Annotated in this window: 25 protein-coding genes and 3 pseudogenes; 3 read left to right on the top strand and 25 right to left on the bottom strand. The window is 34.9% G+C overall.

What is annotated here, in order from left to right; translation table 11 throughout:
• Nucleotides 1–25: 25 nt before the first annotated feature.
• Nucleotides 26–631 carry a CadD family cadmium resistance transporter gene (locus PQ479_RS02420; RefSeq protein WP_047989186.1) on the top strand — a complete coding sequence of 202 codons (606 nt, stop codon included), beginning with the start codon at nucleotides 26–28 and terminating at the stop codon, nucleotides 629–631.
• A 235-nt stretch (nucleotides 632–866) separates the two neighbouring features.
• On the opposite strand, the gene PQ479_RS02425 is transcribed toward PQ479_RS02420, so the two are convergent.
• The 22 genes and pseudogenes from PQ479_RS02425 to PQ479_RS02530 form a co-directional block, all read right to left on the bottom strand.
• Complete coding sequence (locus PQ479_RS02425; RefSeq protein ID WP_047989185.1) at nucleotides 867–2,126, bottom strand: CYP152 family fatty-acid peroxygenase CypC; 1,260 nt, start codon at nucleotides 2,124–2,126, stop codon at nucleotides 867–869.
• Nucleotides 2,127–2,885: 759 nt separating this feature from the next.
• Nucleotides 2,886–3,668 (bottom strand): sulfite exporter TauE/SafE family protein, encoded by a 783-nt coding sequence (locus PQ479_RS02430; protein WP_047989184.1) that lies wholly within the window; start codon nucleotides 3,666–3,668, stop codon nucleotides 2,886–2,888.
• Nucleotides 3,669–3,726: 58 nt separating this feature from the next.
• Nucleotides 3,727–3,957 carry a sulfurtransferase TusA family protein gene (locus tag PQ479_RS02435; RefSeq protein ID WP_047989183.1) on the bottom strand — a complete coding sequence of 77 codons (231 nt, stop codon included), beginning with the start codon at nucleotides 3,955–3,957 and terminating at the stop codon, nucleotides 3,727–3,729.
• A 28-nt stretch (nucleotides 3,958–3,985) separates the two neighbouring features.
• A complete protein-coding gene (locus tag PQ479_RS02440; RefSeq protein WP_047989182.1) occupies nucleotides 3,986–5,113 on the bottom strand; it encodes an MBL fold metallo-hydrolase in 1,128 nt (375 codons plus the stop codon).
• A gap of 25 nt (nucleotides 5,114–5,138) precedes the next feature.
• Nucleotides 5,139–5,684, bottom strand: coding sequence for a sulfurtransferase TusA family protein (locus PQ479_RS02445; RefSeq protein ID WP_047989181.1), 546 nt, complete (start codon nucleotides 5,682–5,684; stop codon nucleotides 5,139–5,141).
• Between the two features lie 19 nt (nucleotides 5,685–5,703).
• A complete protein-coding gene (locus PQ479_RS02450) occupies nucleotides 5,704–5,994 on the bottom strand; it encodes a rhodanese-like domain-containing protein (protein WP_047989180.1) in 291 nt (96 codons plus the stop codon).
• 12 nt (nucleotides 5,995–6,006) lie between these two features.
• Nucleotides 6,007–6,137: pseudogene (locus tag PQ479_RS02455) on the bottom strand (rhodanese-like domain-containing protein); the annotation flags it as partial.
• Between the two features lie 36 nt (nucleotides 6,138–6,173).
• Entirely contained in the window at nucleotides 6,174–6,653 is a 480-nt protein-coding gene (locus tag PQ479_RS02460; RefSeq protein ID WP_047989179.1) for a DsrE/DsrF/DrsH-like family protein, read from the bottom strand.
• Between the two features lie 93 nt (nucleotides 6,654–6,746).
• Entirely contained in the window at nucleotides 6,747–7,007 is a 261-nt protein-coding gene (locus tag PQ479_RS02465; RefSeq protein WP_047989178.1) for a metal-sensitive transcriptional regulator, read from the bottom strand.
• Nucleotides 7,008–7,076: 69 nt separating this feature from the next.
• Nucleotides 7,077–7,681 (bottom strand): annotated as a pseudogene (locus PQ479_RS21850) (class I SAM-dependent methyltransferase).
• Between the two features lie 577 nt (nucleotides 7,682–8,258).
• Nucleotides 8,259–8,573 (bottom strand): helix-turn-helix domain-containing protein, encoded by a 315-nt coding sequence (locus tag PQ479_RS02475; RefSeq protein WP_053070421.1) that lies wholly within the window; start codon nucleotides 8,571–8,573, stop codon nucleotides 8,259–8,261.
• Between the two features lie 62 nt (nucleotides 8,574–8,635).
• A complete protein-coding gene (locus PQ479_RS02480) occupies nucleotides 8,636–9,211 on the bottom strand; it encodes a recombinase family protein (RefSeq protein ID WP_047989177.1) in 576 nt (191 codons plus the stop codon).
• 540 nt (nucleotides 9,212–9,751) lie between these two features.
• Nucleotides 9,752–10,243, bottom strand: a complete 492-nt coding sequence (locus PQ479_RS02485) for a GNAT family N-acetyltransferase (RefSeq protein ID WP_273716742.1) — start codon at nucleotides 10,241–10,243, stop codon at nucleotides 9,752–9,754.
• Between the two features lie 130 nt (nucleotides 10,244–10,373).
• Entirely contained in the window at nucleotides 10,374–10,694 is a 321-nt protein-coding gene (locus PQ479_RS02490) for an ArsR/SmtB family transcription factor (RefSeq protein WP_047989175.1), read from the bottom strand.
• A 146-nt stretch (nucleotides 10,695–10,840) separates the two neighbouring features.
• Nucleotides 10,841–11,113, bottom strand: coding sequence for an adhesin (locus PQ479_RS02495; RefSeq protein ID WP_047989174.1), 273 nt, complete (start codon nucleotides 11,111–11,113; stop codon nucleotides 10,841–10,843).
• 15 nt (nucleotides 11,114–11,128) lie between these two features.
• The gene (locus PQ479_RS02500; protein WP_047989173.1) at nucleotides 11,129–11,548 is read right to left on the bottom strand and encodes a protein-tyrosine phosphatase family protein; all 420 of its coding nucleotides are present in this window, start codon (nucleotides 11,546–11,548) and stop codon (nucleotides 11,129–11,131) included.
• A 20-nt stretch (nucleotides 11,549–11,568) separates the two neighbouring features.
• Nucleotides 11,569–12,525 carry a thioredoxin-disulfide reductase gene (gene trxB, locus PQ479_RS02505; RefSeq protein WP_047989172.1) on the bottom strand — a complete coding sequence of 319 codons (957 nt, stop codon included), beginning with the start codon at nucleotides 12,523–12,525 and terminating at the stop codon, nucleotides 11,569–11,571.
• Between the two features lie 12 nt (nucleotides 12,526–12,537).
• Complete coding sequence (gene arsA, locus PQ479_RS02510) at nucleotides 12,538–14,301, bottom strand: arsenical pump-driving ATPase (protein WP_047989171.1); 1,764 nt, start codon at nucleotides 14,299–14,301, stop codon at nucleotides 12,538–12,540.
• A gap of 1 nt (nucleotide 14,302) precedes the next feature.
• On the bottom strand, nucleotides 14,303–14,674 hold the full coding sequence (gene arsD / locus PQ479_RS02515) for an arsenite efflux transporter metallochaperone ArsD (protein WP_047989170.1): 372 nt from the start codon (nucleotides 14,672–14,674) through the stop codon (nucleotides 14,303–14,305).
• 83 nt (nucleotides 14,675–14,757) lie between these two features.
• Nucleotides 14,758–15,177, bottom strand: a complete 420-nt coding sequence (gene arsC / locus PQ479_RS02520) for an arsenate reductase (thioredoxin) (protein WP_047989169.1) — start codon at nucleotides 15,175–15,177, stop codon at nucleotides 14,758–14,760.
• Nucleotides 15,178–15,198: 21 nt separating this feature from the next.
• Nucleotides 15,199–16,497, bottom strand: coding sequence for an arsenic transporter (locus PQ479_RS02525; RefSeq protein ID WP_047989168.1), 1,299 nt, complete (start codon nucleotides 16,495–16,497; stop codon nucleotides 15,199–15,201).
• A 12-nt stretch (nucleotides 16,498–16,509) separates the two neighbouring features.
• Nucleotides 16,510–16,851: an ArsR/SmtB family transcription factor gene (locus tag PQ479_RS02530; RefSeq protein WP_047989167.1), complete on the bottom strand. Its 342-nt coding sequence runs from the start codon at nucleotides 16,849–16,851 to the stop codon at nucleotides 16,510–16,512.
• Between the two features lie 229 nt (nucleotides 16,852–17,080).
• On the opposite strand from PQ479_RS02530, the gene PQ479_RS02535 reads away from it, so the two are divergent.
• Together PQ479_RS02535 and PQ479_RS02540 are read left to right on the top strand one after the other, a co-directional pair.
• Complete coding sequence (locus tag PQ479_RS02535) at nucleotides 17,081–18,382, top strand: NAD(P)-binding domain-containing protein (protein ID WP_047989166.1); 1,302 nt, start codon at nucleotides 17,081–17,083, stop codon at nucleotides 18,380–18,382.
• A gap of 74 nt (nucleotides 18,383–18,456) precedes the next feature.
• Nucleotides 18,457–18,609, top strand: coding sequence for a recombinase family protein (locus tag PQ479_RS02540; protein ID WP_083991264.1), 153 nt, complete (start codon nucleotides 18,457–18,459; stop codon nucleotides 18,607–18,609).
• Nucleotides 18,610–18,620: 11 nt separating this feature from the next.
• Here the strand turns inward: PQ479_RS02540 and PQ479_RS02545 are convergent, their stop codons facing one another.
• The 3 genes and pseudogenes from PQ479_RS02545 to PQ479_RS21855 all read right to left on the bottom strand — a co-directional run.
• The gene (locus PQ479_RS02545; protein ID WP_047989165.1) at nucleotides 18,621–19,637 is read right to left on the bottom strand and encodes a hypothetical protein; all 1,017 of its coding nucleotides are present in this window, start codon (nucleotides 19,635–19,637) and stop codon (nucleotides 18,621–18,623) included.
• Nucleotides 19,622–21,208: an ATP-dependent nuclease gene (locus PQ479_RS02550; RefSeq protein ID WP_047989164.1), complete on the bottom strand. Its 1,587-nt coding sequence runs from the start codon at nucleotides 21,206–21,208 to the stop codon at nucleotides 19,622–19,624. The genes PQ479_RS02545 and PQ479_RS02550 overlap by 16 nt, the downstream gene beginning before the upstream one ends.
• 255 nt (nucleotides 21,209–21,463) lie before the next feature.
• A pseudogene (locus PQ479_RS21855) lies at nucleotides 21,464–21,764 on the bottom strand (hypothetical protein); the annotation flags it as partial.
• Nucleotides 21,765–21,887 lie beyond the last annotated feature (123 nt).

Raw genomic sequence — 21,887 nt, forward strand, 5'->3', positions numbered from 1 at the left:
GGTCTAGATAAATGGAGTTGATAAAATGATTGCCACGATTTTAACTGCTATAGCTGTTTATATTGCGACTGGAATTGATTATCTAATTATCTTAATCATCCTTTTTTCGCAATCACTTAAAAAAGGTCAGCTAAAACATATTGTTATTGGTCAATATTTAGGAACAGTCATCATCTTACTTATAAGTTTATTGGCATCTTTTGGTGTATCCTTTATCCCTCAACAATGGATGGTCGGTTTACTTGGATTGTTGCCCCTTTATTTAGGGATTAAAGTGTGGATTAAAGGCGGAGAAGAGGCAGAGGAGAGTAACATCTTATCTGTTTTGTCATCTAATAGGTTTAATAAGTTATATTTAACAGTCACCTTTATCGTATTAGCGTCAAGTGCAGATGACCTTTCGATTTATATTCCATACTTCACAACATTAAGCGGGGCTGAAATCCCTATCGTTGGACTAGTTTTCTTGATTATGGTAGGAATATTATGTTATATCAGTTATCGCATAGCTAGTGTTCCCCTTATTTCTGAAAAAATCGAGAAATATGAAAGATGGATTGTTCCAATCGTATTCATTGGCTTAGGGTTTTATATAATGTTAGAAAACGAAGTGTTTAGTCTCTTATTTTAATTAGAAGGGTCGACCTACCATTTGGACACACAACACCTGACATCCGACTATTCTTTATCCGCCACAACTTGTACAAAACCATCGGCATCCGAAACAGATAAAGTTCTGTCGTTAACTTGGATTGGAAAACGACTTAAACCCTTCTTGCTTCCGTTATATATAGGCTACTTCTAATCGCTAAGCCCGATTTCTTTATTAAAGAAAATCGGGCTTTCTTTTTTCAATTCTTCATAATTTAGTGCTTTCGTTTAACATTCTTTATCACTACTTTGCTATGGGGAATACTTGGCATGCTCACCATGCTGTAACTTAAATCCTGGTTAGGAACTTCATATTCCATTCTGTTAGCCAGATAATCAAGACTTACTTTCATGACTTCAATGGTGACCCACTCTCCAGCACAGCGATGCCCCATAAAGTAATCACCACCCCCCTGCGGAATAAAGCTAAAAGGGCTGCCTTCCCATTTAGCAAACCGATCAGGACTGAACACATCAGGTTTTTCCCAAATTTCAAGGTCATGATTTGTGCCATAAAGATCAAGTAAAGTTAAAGTGCCTTCTTCAAATTTATAACCGTTCCAGGTGAAATCTTTTTTTACTAATGCTACGACAAACGGGAAAAACGGATAAAAACGACGGACTTCCTGTACAAACATCAGAGCATATTTTTCATCGCGGGATTCAAGTTTCTCCCTTTCTTCCGGATAATGATGCACTGCCAACGCAATGAAATTGATGAATATAGCGATCGCCACAATAGGTCTTAAGATATTGATTACTTCCACAGCAGCAGTCTCAGTATCCAGAAGATTCCCTTCTAAATCGCGATGCCAGGCAAATCTATGTAAAGCTGTATCTTCTGGAGGATTTATTTCCCCATTACGCACCTTATCAACCAACTCACCAATCCAATTTTCTACTTTATTCCGTGCATTTCTCCCTAGCCAATGGTTTGGGCCAATTGCAGCTGGTGACTCGAACATCGCCGCTAAGTCTTTTGTCATTTCCTTAACATCATCATCTTCCAACGGGACACCTGCCCACTGGCAGGCTATTCTGCACAAGATTTCTTTTCCTTCTTCATAAAGAGTAACTTCATCCATCTGTTCCCATTTATTTAGTGCTGTCTTCCACTGTTTTTTTGTAATGACTGTTAGGCTTTGAAGTCCCTCGGGAGACATGATGGACATAAACATTTCCTTCCGGTGTTTGTGATCTTGTCCATCTAATGCCTGAACACCGTTCTTCCCGAACAATGTTTGAACCGCCCGGTTCGGTGCTGCATCTTTCCTTTTGAATTTCTCTGTGTCATAAAAAACTTCAGCAGCTTCCTTTCCTACCATGCAGATCGCTTTCTTTCCAAGTAATCGGGTCTCAAAAACATTAGAATTAAAACTTTTACGTCTGTTCAAAATGTACATGTATCCTTCTCTCATAAGGCTTAAGCTATGATCTATGCCCTCTTCCCGAGGCATTTGATTTGCATCTGACATATCATTCATCTCCATTTTCATTAGTGATGTTTTTATTCTTTGTAACTTTTCCCTATTTATTGTTAAAAAAACAAAATTTGATCAATATACTACTATACATTGAACATTATCAAGATAAATAAATTGGCACATACCAGCTCCACAACAATAACGACAATACCCTTAACTGTGACTAAGACATACACCTACATCCAGAAGAATAACCACACATAATATATTTATTTATATAAATTAGGGGTAACATCGGGAAAATGCGGGTTATCTATACTATGAAAATCAGTAGTATTTAAAGTATTCTGAGAAGAAAAATTGAGTAAAAGGTTACTTTAAATACTTGATATCTTAAGTCAGCAAACAACGTATTCAAAGTATACAACGTAATATTATCTTTATAATGAGAAGGCATCTATAATGTTGCTTGAAAACCATTCCTTCTACTTCTTTAGAACGCCTTAAGGCGTTTTTATTGCCTTCATGGCAACGCTCTGTTGTTTAATTCGGTGTTGTGAGACTTGTTTTAAGAATAATACGTTGTTTACATGTCTTTAATGTAAAAGCCTTATTAAATCAAGGTTTTCTAGTCATCAGTATAGATAAACGCGTATTTACAACGTTAAACCATGTTAATAAAAATCGATTCCAGTACAATTTTTGAGGAATCGATTTTTCATTTCATCTATTTTCGAATGTTTGAAGCATCTAATTAAGATAATAGGAAGATTTCATTCTAATGATGTGTACCCGCCCGTTTTAAAAAAACTAAGATCGTAATAGAGCAAACCATATTTGAATGGACGTTCCTAAAATGATTAAAGCAAGAATCCATTGCAAAATTCTTGTGTTCATCTTTTGACCAAGCTTTGCTCCTATAGGAGATGCAATCACACTAGCGATAATCATAACAATTGCAGGTCCATACAGCACTTGATCCGTTGCTACTTTGCCAATTGTTGAGCCAATGGAAGAAATAAAGGTAACGGCTAAAGAAGTGGCAATTGTTACTCGAGTTGGTAATTTTAATACGGTTAACATAATTGGGACTAGTAAAAATGATCCTGCTGCCCCGACAATACCCGAAGCGATACCCACGATAAATGACAAAGCAGAGGCAAGCCCTCGATGAAAAGAAATTTGTTCTGCTGGCTTTTCAGAAACTGGTTTTTTAGGTAGAAACATCATAACTACAGCAATCGTTGCGAGAATTGCATAAACAATATTGACTGAGCTTTCAGGAAAAAAATTCGAGGCAAAAGCACCGATAAAACTTCCAATTAAAATGCTACTCCCCATATAGAGAATTAATTTTCGATGCAAGTACCCTGTTCCTCTGTAAGCCCAAACACCTGCAATCGTTGCGAAAAAGACTTGGACAGCACTTATTCCTGAAACTTCATGTGCCGTAAAAGCCGCAAAACCTAACAGTGGAGGGATAAAGAGAAGCATAGGGTATTTAATGATAGAGCCACCTACTCCGACCATACCAGAGATGAATGACCCCAAAAAGCCGATTAAGAATATTGTGATGATAAAAAGAATATCCATGAATTTCTCCTTACTGATGAAAAAAGAGGCAACGGCGTGCCCCTCTCTTCATCTTTCGTTATTCCCCTTTTTTAATGTGGAATGTTAGAACGCCATCCTCTTCTTTTGTTTGTAATAACTCATGACCCGTAGACTTTGCCCATGCTTCAAAGTCTTTTAAAGCCCCTTGATCTGTCGCTTGGACTTCTAAAATATCCCCTACATTTAAGGATTTCATTTCTTTCTTTGTTTTAACAATTGGCATCGGACAAGCCATTCCTTTAGCATCTAATACTTTGTTTACATTCATGTTATAGTCTCCTTTTTAATTAAATGATTTAGCGAACTGCACAACGGTTAGGACCAATTTCCATCTCACGTTGTTCTTCTTCATCTGGTAATTTCATTCCCATATTTGTTTCACGAATCTCTTGATAAGCGTTTGGTTGAGGCGGTAGATTTTCTGATACAAGCGACCTAAATTCCCCTTCATCCTCAATGTTTAGTCCATGATTTTCTTTAAATAATTTCCCTAATGATGCAGCGACACTGCCATTTTCATTTAACTCATCAATAATCATAAAATGTGCAGGTAATACAATTAGCTCGTTTGACAATTCTTTATAACGTCGATATAAAGATTTTCTTAAATCGCCAACCCAATCATCTGCTTTTCCAGCAAGATCAGGACGCCCAATAGAGTCTATAAATAAAATATCTCCTGTTAGAAGGTAAGCATCATCAATAATAAATGATGTTGATCCAATGGTATGACCAGGTGTATACAGGGCTTGTATGGAGATAGTCGATTGACCAATCTTCACATTATTTCCATCTACTAAGGGTTCATAAGAAAATGTAACTTCATCTGCATCTTTTGGTGGTAACCAATAAGTTGCACCTGTTTTCTCAGCTATTTTTCTCCCGCCTGAAATATGGTCTGCATGAAGGTGCGTATCAAAGACGTGCGTAATTTTGTTTCCTTTTTCTTGAGCAAAACGAATATAGACATTTGTCATACGTGCGGCGTCAATAACAGCTGCCTCACCATTGGAAAGAATCATGTAAGAGAGACACCCTTTCCCTAGGCGAACGAATTGATATAATTCGCCACCGTCTTGTAACGTAGCAATTTTGATTGGTTCAAGATACTCACTCCAAGCTTTCATTCCTCCGACTAAATAGGAGACCGTTAGCCCCTCCTCTGATAACATATCTGCAACCATAATAGAGGAACCCTCCTTCGCACAAACAACAAGGATGTCCTTATCGTTTGGTAACTTACTGAGGATGTCTTCAACACCATCAATTAAGTCAAAATAGGGAACGTTTAAATACTCAAAATTTGCTCCTTCTACCTTCCAATCTTCAAACGCCGAACCTGTCCGCACGTCTAAAATGAACAACTCTTTTTTCTCAATTAGTTTACGTGCAACCTCTTTTGGATACATTTTGTGAACAGTCATGTTTAAACCCCTCCGATTATATTGTTTATTTCCATTGATTCATGCCAGGAATTACATTTATTACTTGTTCAAAACCAGCGTGAGTTAACTTCTGACAGGCAATATCGCTTCGGTTTCCCGTACGACAAATCACATAGATATCTTTATCTTTCTCCACTTCATGCATCCGATCTTCTAATTCACCTAATGGTATAGATAGTGCTCCTGGAACGTGAGTAAATGCATATTCAGCTTTTTCTCGGACATCAATTACAAGAGTATTGTGGTCTTTTTCTAACAGGCTTTTAAGTTCTTCATTTTGAATCGTGTATGGATGTTTCTTTTCTTCAGTTTCCTGTTCACTCATTTTACGAAGATAATGTTTTAAAATATCTCCCTCTTCAACTGTACCAAGGTAATCGTGACCTGTACTTTCTGACCAAGCCTTTAAATCAGCAGTAGACCCCTTATCTGTTGCCTGTACTTCTATGACGGAACCAGGATTAACTTCTTTCATTATTTTCTTTGTTTTTACAATCGGCATCGGACACGCTAACCCCTTAGCATCAATAGTGATATCAGATTTTATCATTCTGTTAAACCCTCCAAATTTATTCAGTAATTGTATTTCCTTGCCACTCCAACATGCCGCCAGTCATGTTTTTCACTTTAAATCCTTGGTTTTCAAGATATTGTGCAGCCCTGCCACTTCTCCCACCAGAGCGGCACACAATAATATATTCTTTCGCTTTATCCAATTCATGTATCCGAAATTCCAATAAACCTAAAGGAATATTGAGACTATCTTTAATTTTTCCTTCAGCTACTTCTTTTGGTTCTCGGACATCTATAATTCGTTTATCTTGAAGGGCGTTCACTTCTTGGGCTGAAATTTCATTCATTATTAGTTCCTCCTATTGTACCCATGCATTCATTCCACCTATAACATTGGTGACATGATGGAATCCTTGTTTTTTAACCATCTCGCAGCCTGTTTGCTTCTAATCCCACTTTGACAAATTAAAATGATTTCTTTTTCTTTGTTTGGTAGTGTCTCCAAACTTAACCAGTCCTTTCCTTTTTAGATAAAAAGGTTCACATTTCCATCTTCAGCATCCGCCAAATAGGCTGCCACACCTGCATACTGAATGCTTTCTCTTAATTCAGCTTTTTGTAACCCAAGTAAATCCATCGTCATGGTACATGCGACTAAGTTAATGTCTTGTTCCTCCGCCATATCAATTAAATCGGCTAAAGGCATTGCATTGTGCTTTTTCATGACCTTTTTTATTAATTTTGGTCCCATACCAGCAAAGTGCATTTTTGATAGCCCCATCTTTTCAGCACCACGAGGCATCATTTTTCCAAACATTTTTTCCATCATCGTTTTATTCGCTTTAATTGGTTCATCTTTCCTTAGTGCATTTAGTCCCCAAAAGGTATGGAAAATCGTGACTTTATGGTCATAGGCAGCTGCTCCATTCGCAATGATGTAAGCAGCCATCGCCTTATCATAATCCCCACTAAACAAAATAATATTGGTTGTTTTTCCTTCACTCATAATCGTTCCCCTCTCCGCTTAAATACTATTACCCGTATAGGTATATTGAAAGATTAAAAATTTTTACTAAGATAGACTTTTATAATGCCTATCTTAGCGACTTTTAACAAGTAAGTTTACTGCATGATCAACAAATTCTTTTGTATCTTCTCCATCTTCAATCGCTCTTTGAACACATTCTACAAGGTTTTCACTCACAATGACTCCTATTGTACGATCGATGGCTGTTCGAGAAGCAGATAGTTGAGATACAACGTCTCGACAATCTTCCTCTTCCTCCATCATTTTTAAAACTCCTCGAATTTGTCCTTCGATGCGTTTTAATCTATTTTTCATCTGATCTGTATATTCCAAGTTGTCTCACCTCACTTACTAACTTATGTCTACATAATATACCCCTGTAGGTATTATTGTCAAGAGCGTTTATTTAGGTTTTTGTGCATAAATCTGAATAACATGCGCTAAACCATTATGGAAGCTTCCTTCATGGCGTATTACTTCTCCCATAAAAAAGTGAATAATATTCCAATCCCTAAAGTATTGGAAGACTTCTTCTGGATGATAAAGCATATCTACATTTTTGGGACCACCACTGTCATAGGGTATTTGATATGTGGAGTATACTTCTGATATATAATATCCCCCTGGTTTAATCGCATCTTTCACTGAATTTAATGTTTGCTCCCTGAGTGAAGAACCAAAGTGTCCATATATATTGACAATCGCATCCCATGTGTTCTCTTTCCATGGTGCTTTGTTCAAGTCGATTAATTCAGACTTAATGTTTACACCTTTTTCTAAGGCTAAGGCTTTTGTTTTTTTATTCCTTCTTCAGAATAATCCCAAGTCGTTACATCAAATCCTTTTTCCGCTAAAAAGATAGCGTTTCTACCTTCACCTTCACCTTCAGCAATGGCTAATATCTGTCCTTTATAATGGAGTTGATCATGTATCTTTCTAATGAAGTAATTTGCTTCTTTTCCATATGCATAATCAGAGATTTTAAAGCGCTTATCCCACTCATTCATTATTCCCCCACCTTTCTGCCAATCTAATATACCGTTACCCCTATATGTATTCAAGAATAAATTTTTTTGGAGTATAGAAATCAAGCGATAAATACAATTATTTCTACAATTGAAATTAACAAAGACTTAGATTCTATGCAGAACAGAGTTTTTTTCTTTATGGGGTGACGTCCCGTAAATACAGATTTACAACGTTAAGCTGTTTGCATCGTTAAAAATGATGGATTTAACAACTATAAGACTTTTGAGACAAGTCATACGAGACACTAGAAAGCTTTATTGAACGTAATTTCGATAACGTCCCAATAGAGTAATCAGGGAATCAATCATTTAATGATTGATTCCCATTCATACATCGAAGAACAATATTATTAATTAGAGAGGGATAATAACTATTTTAAAGAAAGGAGGTTAAAGTTTAACGAGCCAAATTTAATAAGGCGGTTACATAACGTACAGGATTACGCCTTTTTTAAAATTGAAGTTGCTTAGCATACGTTCCGCGTTTTGTCGGCAGGACCCTTATCTAGATAAAATTAGGTCTACGACCGTTTAGATCGCTGACCAATTAATTTCCTTATTTAATTCCTATAACCAAACTATCTCGTGCAGCCTCTACAGAGAGGTGAATTTGCTCGACTTCATGTCTAATTAAATCATCAACTCTTATTGTACCTAGATCTGACCTCGGTTTCGTTATTAATCCGATTAAACCATGGGCTTGATATTGTTTAACCCAATAGTGTAAAGTACGTTTTGAAACACTCTTAATTGATGATATTTCCTTTATTGAGACACCATCAATTAAGTAAGGTTGAATGATATAGTACTTCTCCATCGCTATTTGTCGATTAGTTTCAGAATAAGATGATAACAAACGTTTTGATTCCACAGCTAACCTCTCCTTTTAGAAAACTAGTGTGTTATAGCATAACGTTCCGTGAACAAAGATTTCTATTTAAGACCTGTTTCTTCTGAGCTTTTGTTTAAATAACGATAAACCGTTGTTCGAGAAATATTCCACATCTTTGCAATATCTTTAATCGGTGTTCCGTTAGCAACTAATGTCTTTAACATCGCAATATCTTTTTCAGTAAACTTTTCTGGTCGCCCTCCTAGACGTCCACGAGAACGAGCTGCTTCTCTTCCTGCTGCTGAACGTTCTAATATTAGATTTCGTTCAAACTCTGCAAATGCAGCAAACAAATGAAACATTAACTGGCCAGTGGAGTTCTTTTTATCCATCGTAATATTTTCCTGCAGACTATAAAAACTAATCCCTTTTTCATTCAGATCATTAACAACGCTTATAAGTTCCTGCATGTTTCTTCCAAGTCGATCTAATCGCCAAACGACAATTGTGTCTCCACTTCGAACAAAATCTAATGCCTCAGTTAATCCGTCCCTTTTCTTTTTAACTCCACTCACTTTATCTACAAAAATTTTCTCACAACCAAAGGTCTTTAAGCTGTCTTGTTGTAAATTTAAGTTTTGTAAACCTGTAGAGACTCTTGCATAACCAACTTTCATATTTTCACCTCATACATATTGTAACATAACTTAAAATAACTCATGTTAATGAACATAGATTATGTTATGGGTTTCTGAACACATTTTGATAAAAAAATTGTGAACCAAGTTCATTTCGTCCACGTGTCCAGAAAGTGGTGATTTACTGGACATACAGATAAGAAGGGATGTTCAACTAACGGAGGTTAGTTGAACAATCTTACAGATTCGTATAAAAATGCTTACTTGTTAACTTGAACATAATTTTTGTAATGAAATCTTCCTCCCTATTTGTTACAACATAATCATATATGTATTCCTCAAGAATGTGATCACCAAGTGTGAAATTTAATCGATTCATTTCATCAAGGGGTCCTACCAACAAAACGCGAAAAACATACGCTAAGCAAAATGTCATAAAAAAACAAGTCTATTTCCTGACGATAAGGATTTAACTTTTTGAATTTTTTCGTTAAAATATAGCCCTCTTAACGCCAAAGAATATAAATATTAAAAAAAGTATTAATCACTCTTACATAGCAAAATTGATTTTTGTATAAGCTAGCTTCTTCTTTCAAATAAAATTGTATCTCTCCATACTCCATCTAATTGAGCTATTTTTTTCCTTCTACCTACTTCTCTAAAACCGTTCTTTTTATGTAATTTAATACTTGGAATATTTTCAGGAAAAATATTAGACTGTAAGGTCCAAAAATTATTTTCTATACTAGAAACTATTAAACTTTGCATAAGAAGGTTACCAATACCTTGACTTGAGAAACGATTAGAAATATAGATGCTAACTTCAGCAACTCCTCTATAAACTATACGACTTGATATAGGACTGAGTGCTATCCAACCTACAATTTCCTCATTTATTCTTGCTACTATTCTACAACATATATGATGACTAGAGTCCCACTCTTCCCATGTAGGTACTTCCGTTTGAAATGTAGCATTTTTGGTATCTAACCCTTCTTTATATATCATTTTTACTTCTGGCCAATCCGATTTTTTCATTAGATCGATATATAATTTGTGATTATTAATCAAGTTGCACCCCATCTATCTTTACTTTTTATTATTTCATACGCTTCATCTTTTTTGTAGCACTCCCAAGTTTAATAATTATGATTCACACCCATAAATCAATAAAAGTTGATTAATTGAATAAAGCTAAAAACTAATTATAACTCGGTTTAAAAACACAGCAAAGGTCATTAGATAATACAGCATTCATTTGTTCTTCTTTTACTTCGTAATAACTCCATGTACCTTTTGTTTCTTTTGTAATTAAATTGGCATTAAGCAAGATTTTCAAGTGATATGAAAGCTTAGATTGCGGCATATCTAATTCATTAATCAAATCACAAACGCAGCTAGAACCATTCACACTTAATATATTTAATAAGTGAAGACGTTTTTGATCAGCTAATGCCTTAAAAATTACTTCATAGTTCTTAAATACCTCTGTTGTTGCACATGTATCTTCAATTTTTAACATTATGGGGCCTCCATCAACCTTTTTTGATTAATTTAATTATAACATATCACAAGTAAAACCGAATCAATTAATCAACTTACTTTGATTTCAATCACCATCTTCAGGTTCATAAAAAAACGCCTCAAAAAGAGGCGATTTATCAATTTCTAACAGTTATTTTCTGGTAAACCAGTTAACACTAATCCACCATTTTGAAAATCCAACGCAGCTTTTAAAGCCATATCTTTCACACGTTCATCAATCGCTACCTGAATGCCATTCACTTCATTAATCTCGTCATTTAGTTCAGGTTCGTCTAGAGAAACTCCTAATTGTGGTCCACAGCACCCTTGTCCTGCGAAATAAAACCGAATCCCCTTTGCATTCTCTTTCTCCATTGACTGTAACAGTACCTCTCTTGCAGCATCCGAAATATTCATAACTAATTCCTCCTCTTATTTATAAAGACGTTTAAGTGTCTCTTTCATTTCTGGCTTCACACTGATCTCTGAGCGAATCTCTTGCGCCATTTGTTCAGCTTCCTCTATAGACTTTGCGACACCTAATTCTAGAAGTAAACCAATTGCTACTGTACCCGTGCGATTTCTCCCACCTGCACAATGAAAGTATATCTTCTTTCCTTCATCAAAAGCTTCTTTTACTTTGCCAATAGCTGCTTGAACAGATTGATCTTGATTCTCTGTGTCATCAACAATTGGTGCATGAATTCTTTTACTAGTAGCCTCTTCCTCTTTCGCTTCTGCTCGTAGGTCGTAAACAACATCAATACCTTGTGCTTTTACAGCATCAACTGCTGCATCAGCCCCTCCAATATATATACGATTTGGAATTAATTCGTGATAGTTTTTATTCATTGTTATCCTCCAATATTTGGTTATGAAAGAGTTTGACTCCAATCAAGAGCCATTTCTCCTTCTAAGTATTTTTCTACATCTAAAGCTGCCATACATCCTGTACCTGCTGCCGTAATGGCTTGTTTATATGTCACATCTTGAACATCTCCACAAGCAAAAATTCCTGGTACAGATGTTAAGGTTGATCCTGGTTTGACTATAATATAACCATTCTCATCTGTCTTAACTTTTCCATTTAAAAATGCTGTATTTGGGGTATGACCGATTGCTAGGAAAAGTCCGTCTGTTTTAATAAACTCCTCTTCCTTGGTGTCATTATCCGTGACCTTAACTCCTGTAACTTTTCCATTTTCATCTACTACTTCAGTAGTGGCTTTATTTAATGCCCATTTTATTTTTTGGTTTCCTCTCGCTCGGTCTTGCATGATTTTAGAGGCTCTAAGCTCATTTCGACGATGGATAACCGTTACTTCACTTGCAAATTTTGTAAGGAAATTCGCTTCTTCCATCGCTGAATCTCCGCCCCCTACTACAATTACTTTTTTTCCACGATAGAAAAATCCATCACATGTAGCACAAGTACTTACACCTCGACCAAAATTCTCTTTTTCCCCTGGTATACCTAACCATTTTGCGGATGCACCAGTTGAAATGATAATTGAATCTGCGACTATATCATCTGAACCACTAATGGATAAAACAAATGGTCTCTGTGTCGTTCTTATATCTGTAACCCATCCATTCATAAAAGTAGCACCGAAACGTTCAGCTTGCTTCCTCATATTATCCATAAGTTCAGTACCTGTAATCCCTTCTATAAATCCGGGAAAATTCTCTACTTCCGTAGTTAAAGTCAATTGCCCACCTGGTTGCTGGCCTTCTATAACAAGAGGGTTCATGTTCGCTCTAGCTAAATAAATAGCAGCTGTTAATCCTGCCGGTCCAGTTCCTATGATAACTACTTTTTGCTTTTCCATGATAATGCCTCCTCAAGTGGTTAACTTTCTCATTTCGTCATATCCAATCGCATCCTCTTCTAACCAAGGTAAAAGAATCGTTTGAGATGCCATGTTCTGACTTACTTCTTTTATCCATTTCTTTTCGCTATTCGCTTTTGCCCGTAATACTGTTTCACTTACTTCAGTTTTATAAAGACTTTGGTTGATCACCCACGTTTGCGGATGTATACCTGCACGTTTTAAGTCCTTTTGTAAGCGTTCCGCTTCAAGTACAGGTGTAGCTTCTGGAAGTGTTACAAGAACCACATCCGTTTCCTTCGCATTACGTAAACGTGGAAGGAGATTTTTTACGCTTTCTGGAACCTCACCAGTTGAACGCTCTAACTCTTTATGATAAGACTGAGAAGCATCAAGTAATAACAACGTATGACCAGTTGGTGCTGTATCAATAATGACAATCTCATTATCAGCTCTTGCAACGACATTCGCAAAAGCATGGAACACCGCAATCTCTTCTGTACAAGGAGAACGCAAGTCTTCCTCTAAATAGGCCCTTGCTTCATCACCTAAGTTAACAGCTTCATTTAAAACTTCTTGTTTGTATTTTTCTACCTCCGCTTCCGGGTTAATTCGTGAAATGCTTAATTTTTCTGTACCTGTATCTTGAAAACGATCAGCTATATGAGCAGCTGGGTCTGTTGTCGTTAAATGCACACGATGTCCTTTCTCAACAAGACCTACAGCTAAAAGAGAGGCAATCGTTGTTTTCCCGACACCGCCTTTCCCCATCGTCATAATCACACGAGTTCCCTGAGTCGAATAATTCTCAACTAAACCTTGAATCGATTCCAACTCATGCCGATCGAGTGTTACATTATCTTCAGTTATTACGTCTACTTTATAATTAAATAAACTACTTAAGTTGTTAATTCCAGTTAAAGAATACGAGACGAAAGGTAGTTGGTAAATATTCATTGCTTTTAAATAAGGTGACATAGATTGAATCGCTTTCTGTTGCTTAGCATAAAAAGCTTCTGAAATCGAATCACCTTCTTTTTTAGTTTGGTAAAGACCATTAACTACAAAAAATTGATTACTCACACCAATATCATTAAGCTCAATAGATGCTCGTTCTGCCTCTTTAAAACTTGCTACATCTGGTCTAGAAACGAGAATGAGAGTCGTTTTCTCTCGATCACTTAAAGCGTGAACCGTTTTTTCATATAACTCTTTTTTCTCAGTTAATCCTGCAAGAGGTCCTAAACAAGAAGCACCATGAGTAGAATCTTCAAGAAACCCATTCCAAGCTGTCGGTAGTTTTAATAATCGAAGTGTATGACCAGTAGGTGCTGTATCAAAGAGAATATGATCAAATTGTTCTAAAACCGATTTGTCCGCTAATAAATTGGTGAACTCATCGAAAGCAGCAATTTCAACTGTACATGCACCGGATAATTGTTCCTCCATTTGAGCTACAATAGATTTAGGTAACTTTCCTTTGTAAGGACCAATTACCTTATCTCTATAATGTTTAGCGGCCTCCTCTGGATCAAGGTTACATATATATAGTCCTTCCACTTCTTTGACAGGTTGTGGTTCATTGCTTAACTCCATTCCAAACACATCTTGTAAATTCGATGCGGGATCTGTACTAACAATCAACACTTTTTTACCCGAATCAGCTAGCGAAACAGCTGTTGCAGAAGCTGTTGAAGTTTTCCCAACTCCTCCTTTTCCAGTAAAGAAAAGAAATGGGGTTTGATTCGCTACTTCTGGTGTAAATGTAGGGTACATTTTAATTCTCCTTTGGTTGAAGTGTAATGTTTAGTTTTGATTTGGGTTCTTTTATTTTCAATTCACTTTTATCAATCTCATACCAAGTTGAAAAATCTTCTGCTGTTGGGTATTCACCAATTTTTTCTATTTTTTGGTCAACAATAACAATTGGTAACGCCTCTGGGCCTTTTTCATGCAGAACTTTATTCACTAATTGATTCTCAACAAAAGCAGCAGGATTATTCGCTAAGTTATAGCGAGTAATCGGAAATCCCTTTTGAATCAAAGTTTGAATAGATGTCGCTAATTCTGTTAATTTTGGATCGACAACAGGACCACACACACCTGTATCACAGCACATCGCTGGATCAAATATTTCAACCTTCTTCATAACCATCGCTCCTTATATAAAGATACACTTATATACATGTGAACAATATAGCCGAGAAGACTCTCACTCCCGGCCATTCTTTTTTACTTCCCTGTTTCAGCAAAACGTTGGATTCGATCTCCGATCTCATTACGAACACGTTGGAAAAACGCCCACTTCTCCTCATCTGTTCCTTCCGCTTTTGCCGGATCATCAAAACCCCAGTGGTCACGTCTTACATGAGGTGGTGTCATCGGACATTTATCAGCCGCATCCCCACATAATGTCACAACAAAATCAGCATTGTTTAAAATTTCAGGGTCAATGATATCAGAAGTCTGAGTTGAAATATCAATATCAACTTCTTTCATTGCCTTTACTGCGTTTGGATTTAAACCATGAGCTTCGATTCCTGCACTATAAACATTCCACTCATCAGCTAAATAATGTTTAGCCCATCCTTCAGCCATTTGACTACGGCAAGAGTTTCCTGTACATAGAAAATAAATTGTTTTTTTAGACATGATAAATTGCTCCTTTTTAACTTAATAAATAAATAATAACCAAGCATATAACCCAAGTAGGGTCATAAATAAAACTGGGACTGTAATGATAATTCCTGTTTTAAAGTAAGTCCCCCATGAAATCTTAACTCCTTTTTGAGATAGAACGTGGAGCCACAACAGCGTAGCTAATGAACCAATTGGTGTAATTTTAGGTCCTAAATCAGCACCAATAATATTGGCATAAATCAATGCTTCTCTCGTTAAGCCCGTTGTATCTGTACCGGCAATTGCAATGGCATCAATTAACACAGTGGGCATATTGTTCATCACCGATGATAGGATCGCCGCGATGAATCCCATTCCCATCGTAGCAGCGAATAATCCATGATCAGCGACGGTCTGAATGACATCTGATAAAACGTCGGTTAATCCTACATTACGCAAACCATACACGACAACGTACATCCCAATGGAGAAGAAGACAATATTCCATGGTGCTCCTTTAAGAACAGTTTTTGTTTCAACAGCTGGACTCTTTCTTGCAATGGCCAAGAAAGCCAAGGCAATAACTCCAGCAACGATTGATACAGGGATATGCAAAAATTCACTAACCAAATAACCAACAAGTAGAACCCCTAAGACTATCCAAGAAAGGCGAAACATCTTTTCGTCTTTAATCGCATGAACTGGCTCTTTTAATTGCGAATAATCGTATCGCTTTGGAATACTCTTTCTAAAATATAATAAAAGAACAATAATACTTGAAATAAGAGCAAAGAAGTTTGGCACAATCATTCTGGTTGCATATTCAACAAATCCAATTCCAAAGTAATCAGCAGATACAATGTTTACTAAGTTACTTACAATTAGAGGTAAAGAAGTTGTATCAGCAATAAATCCACTTGCGATGATAAATGGAAATACCATTTTTTCATTAAAGTTCAAAGAACGAACCATTGCTAGAACAATCGGTGTTAAGATTAATGCAGCACCATCGTTGGCGAAAAAAGCCGCTACAAGTGAACCAAGCATACAAACATAGACAAACATGAGAATAGCATTCCCTTTTGCAACCCTTGCCATATGTAGAGCCGACCATTCAAAAAAGCCAATTTCGTCTAAAATTAACGAAATGATAATAACCGCAATAAATGTTAGTGTCGCATTCCAAACAATCCCTGTTACATCAATTACATCAGAAAAACTGACAACCCCTAACAATAGTGCAAGAATCGCTCCTCCACAGGCCGACCAGCCAATATTCAAATTTTTCGGCTGCCATATAACCAAGATGAGAGTCACTAAAAAAATCGCTGATGCTAAAATAACAGAAGTCAACTTTATCCCCCCTTAACAGTCTACAGGTCGTTCCTTCGAAAGTGCCCGTTTCAATTCATCATTATCAGAACTAATACGTTCGATGACATCTTTGATAAGAGGAAAGTATGACGATCCTTGATTCAAAGAGAAAAAGCGCCATTGTCCTCTACGCTCTTCATTTATTAGACCTGCTTGCTTAAGTTTTCGTAAGTGTTGACTGACCGCTGGTTGACTCATATTTAGCATATCTACCAATTGACAGACACAAAAAGTACGCTTCTCTACAAGCTTAATAATTAATAAACGTGTTGGATCACTAATAATCTTTAAACAACTTGTTAACTCTTCTATAGAATGTGTTTCTTTTACCATCACATGCATCTCTCCTTTCAATCGCATTATATTAGAAAACAGTTATATAAGTCAATGTAAATATAAATATTCGATTATATTTATTTTTTTGATTTATACCTTGCCAATTTTTATCAAATATTGTACGATTTAATAATCAAATTAATTTGATTAATCAAAAGAAGATCTTGTTGTTTTATTTTTTTTATCAATAAATCAAAAATAATTGATTAAATAAGGAGTTGTTTATATGGAGAAAAAATTTCCTGTAGCAATTATTGGAGGAGGACCTGTTGGGCTCGCCGCAGCAGCTCACCTTGTTGAAAGAAAAGAAGATTTTATATTATTTGAAAGCGGAAACCAAGTCGGAACAAGTTTTTTACAGTACGGAAATGTTCGATTATTTTCTCCTTGGGAATACAATATTAATTCAGCAGCTAAGATTTTATTAGAACAACAACATATTCCATTACCTGATAAAGATTTGCTTCCTCTTGGAAAAGAAATTGTGACTGAGTATCTACAACCTCTTGCAACTTTACCTGAAATGAAAGAGTCGATTCATTATAATAGTCAAGTTATCAATATTTCACGTAAAGGATTTGATAAGGTAAGAACTAATGGCCGAGATAATGCCCCTTTTGTTATAACAGTAAAGGAAAACGGATCAATTCAAAATTATGAAGCAAGAGCAGTTATAGATGCAACAGGCACTTGGGAAAACCCAAACTCTATTGTTAATGGCATTGATGAACAAAAAGAAGCTCCTATATCTTATGGTTTACCCGATATACTCCATGAAGAACGACATAAATATGAAAACAAGCATGTAGCTGTTGTCGGAAGTGGTCACTCTGCAATTAATACACTTCTTGACCTTGCAGAACTTAAAAGGTCTGCTCCAGAAACGAACATCACATGGATAATTAGAAAAGAAAACATCACAAGTGCTCTAGGTGGAGGTACCCTTGATCAACTTCCTGCACGAGGTGAACTAGGGATAAGACTATCAACCTATCTTCAAAAAGAGTTAATTAATGTATATACCGAAACCTATATTAGTTCTTACGAAGTAAATACACAAAAGAAGACATTGTTAAATGGGGTTCGCAAAGGACAAAACATTAAAATAGAAAATATAGACGAAATTATTGCCAACACAGGGGCACATCCAAACTTTGATTTCTTACGAAATATTCGTTTTACCTTCGATTCAACATTGGAAAGTGTTAAGGACTTAGCTACTTTAATCGATCCAAATATTCATAGTTGTGGTACGGTACGTCCTCATGGAGAAAAAGAGTTAAGACAACCAGAAAAAGATTTTTATATTATTGGTGCAAAGAGTTATGGTCGTGCTCCTACATTTTTAATGGCTACTGGGTACGAACAAGCTAGATCTGTGACAGCTTTTCTATGTGGAGATATAGAAGCAGCTAAAAGAGTGGAGTTAAAATTGCCTGAGACTGGTGTTTGTTCCGTAACCCCACCTAACAGCACAAAATTCCCTATTCAAATTGAAAATAATTGTTGTTCAGATAATACTTGTTAAACAGATCTAATTATTAGGTCTGTTTTTTTAATTCTAACAGTAACTGAAATATGCATCTTCCTTTCATTCTATAAATAAAAGAATCAGGTAAGAAAATAAAACGACCGCAGTTAGATGAGCTTCTTAAAATTTTGCGTAAAGGCGACACGGTGATTGTCTATAAATTAGAACGTATCAGTCGGGCTGATGATGAATTAATGAAATATTTATATCCCCTTTTCATCTGATATTAATCATTTTATTTTTTATACTTATCCACTATATCATTTTGTTTTATAAACCATAAGTTCCCATTCGATCTTGTACAAGCCACATATAACTTCTTTTTAGTAAGTGGAGCTAATTCATTTAATTTATTTTGTTTATATTTATTAAAAGTACTATCGTTTAGTACTACACATACCTCATTAAATGTCATTCCTTTCGAATTACCCCAGTTATCACTGTTTATATTAAATTTCATAGAATTTTGGTAGAAGAGCTTTACGATGCTATCATCCTCTAAAATCTGTTCAATTGTCTCTATATCTTCAATTAGTCTTATTTCAGATATTATATTGTACTTTGGATCTATCTTAATTTCTAAGTGTTCTTTTATAAAATCACAGACAGTTTGAGTACACCTATAGCTTTCTACAAGAGTTGTAGCATCAATTAGAAAGCCACTCTCCTCAAGTTTTTCATTATACACACAAGATTCATCATATAATTTGCCAAGATGATTACCTCGTCTACTTGAAGCAAATGTTGACTGATAGAAATCGCCAACCAATGTTACTGGAATAATTAGTTCTGATAATGATAGCATCCATCTAAAGTCATCAGAAGCTAAATCTTGCATCTCATCAATAAACACCTCATCAAAATATTTATCTATCCTATTTTTATATTCAGGTAATTTATCAATAATATATTTAGCCATCCTATTAGAAAATATCCTTTTTTTATCTTTAGTAAAAGGACTGGTAATTTTATAACTAGGGTTTTCATAACTTATATTTTCAACTTCATATGGACACAGTGGCTTAATTATAAAATTTAATAGAAATTCGAAATAACCATATACATAAATATTAGCAGGTAAATAACCGAATTTTGCAATTATCTTTTCTTTTATATTTTGCTGATTTGCTTGTGTATACGTTATTATTAAACTTTTTTTAGTTTCATTATTAAGTTGTTTAACAATATAACTTGTCTTACCTGAACCTGCAACAGCATTTATTGCTACTTTAATTCCTAATTTCTTATCCATACAATAGCATCCTTAATATATGTAGGAATTTCAAAGTAATCTAAGCTCGTGTTCTCGTTATTATCGGTAAAAACACATAATAATCTAAATGCAGCCTCAGCCTTATTACTTAACATATAATGTTGAACGCCTTTAGACATATTGTGACTCTTTAAATTATCATCTATAAATGTCTTGTTATACTCATATAGGCTAACTTCAAATGTATGTCTTAAATCTTCCTTATCAGCAAAAATTCTAATCTTCTCTGTAACAAAACTTGAGTAATATTCAGTTATATTTTTTTCGTAATCATGGTCATTATCTGTAATTACTGCAACTTTCTTATCAAGTATCTTTGCTATTTCTAAGTATCTTTTAAATGTCTTTCCTCCACAGGCGACAATAGATATATCTTCAGCATATGGTTCATTACTTTGAACATACTTATAGAATTCATTCATCAGTATATACTCAGCATCACCTTCTACTAGAACAGCCCTTTTGGAAAGAATAAAATTAAGAACATTATTATCTGGTGCCTTTTCAAAAAAATTTGCAGTATCACTATTTAGTTGTTCCAACCTAGTAATACCATGTTCACTAAAAAAGATAGCATTTTGAAGGTCCAATCTAGATGCTATCATATTACTGTGTGTTGCTATAAACGACTGCTTTTGGTCCCCTGCCTCCATAATTTTATCAATTAGTTTATGCATATTAAGGAAACTGAGATGATTTTCAGGTTCTTCAATAAGAACAACTCTCGAATCATCTGATGAATTAGTAAGCAAGAATTCAGTATTTATAAAAATTCTTTCCCCTTGTCCCAAATTTTGAATTTGTATCCCTGATTTTTCTACTGTAATATTGTTTTGAAAACTATTCCCACTCTGATTATTTAATTTAATCTTTAAATCATTTGGGCTTTCTAATGCAAATTCTGAGTACAAGCTATCAGAGAACTTCTGAGTAGTATCCCTATATTTGTTATTTATTCTATTTCTTAATGTACGATCGGTTTTACTTTCATATATTCGGTTAATATAATCCTGCATTGCATTATTAGAATTCACTTTAGAACTATCCAAATATGAGTATTTTATATAGTTCGGATATCTCTTATAACTACTATATGTTCTGTCTGAGAAAGTATTGAATTCAACTTTATAGTACTCAAAAGGAAAAATACTTGTATCTTTAAGTGCATCTGCTATATATTCTGACAATTCTTCATCAGGTGATATGCGCATTCTCAAACCATTTTTCTTCTCTTTTGTAGAATTTTTTTTTCCATTTAAATCGTGATTAATTATGTCCTCACTGATAAACAATTCAACATCTACGATTGGTAAGTCTTTGAATTCTTTATTACTAACCATAAATTCATTTATAGCTTCCATATTAAAAAGTGTATGTACGCCTAACCTTTCAATTAGAGAATAGCTTCCACTTAAAACACAAGATATAGCTAATAATATTGAAGATTTTCCCACACCATTCTCACCAACTAGAATATTTCTGCCTTTATTTAAACTGATCCTCTCTTCTCTGAATTTTTTGAAATTTTTCAACCTTATTTGTTCTATCACTCTTTATTCACCTCATAAAAGTAATCTATAAATATTAAGATAGATGTTATAACTTACTTAATTCTACCTTATTATCTCCTCTATTAGAAAATGTTTCATATCACTATTATTACTATAGACCTATTATTAGTAAATAGTTTTTTATTAAATACATAAAGAAAAATTCAAAAAAGCTACATTTTTAAACAAAGAATCTCACTCCAACCAAAGAAACTATCTTCAAATACACTCAAAGAGAACAATGAACCCGAAGAGTCAAATCTTTGAATAATTTTTTATAAAAATATCAGTATTCCTTCGATTTTCTCTATTATTATAGAAAATAGTAAAATACATCCATTCATTTCGATATTTCACATCTGAATCTAATAACACCTTTGTAAGATTCATCAATTTGAGCAGCAGTAATAATAATTTCAATTTTAGGAATAAAATTATGTTCGGCACAGGAATTTAACATCTCCTGAGTCTCATAGATACCTCCGATCATTAATCCTGCAAATGAAAGGCGATAACCAATCAGAGAAAACAGATTTAGCTCCAATGGCTCTGCAGGGACTTCGTTTCCCTCCTAATATTATTATTAATAAAAAATAATATTCAATAGCATCCAATTCATTAAAATATTGTTTTATTTCTTTAAGAACTTTTTACTCCCCACATTAACTTTTTTTATGCT

Source organism: Alkalihalobacillus pseudalcaliphilus, from assembly GCF_028610675.1.
GTDB classification, from domain to species: Bacteria; Bacillota; Bacilli; order Bacillales; family Bacillaceae_D; genus Alkalihalobacillus; species Alkalihalobacillus pseudalcaliphilus.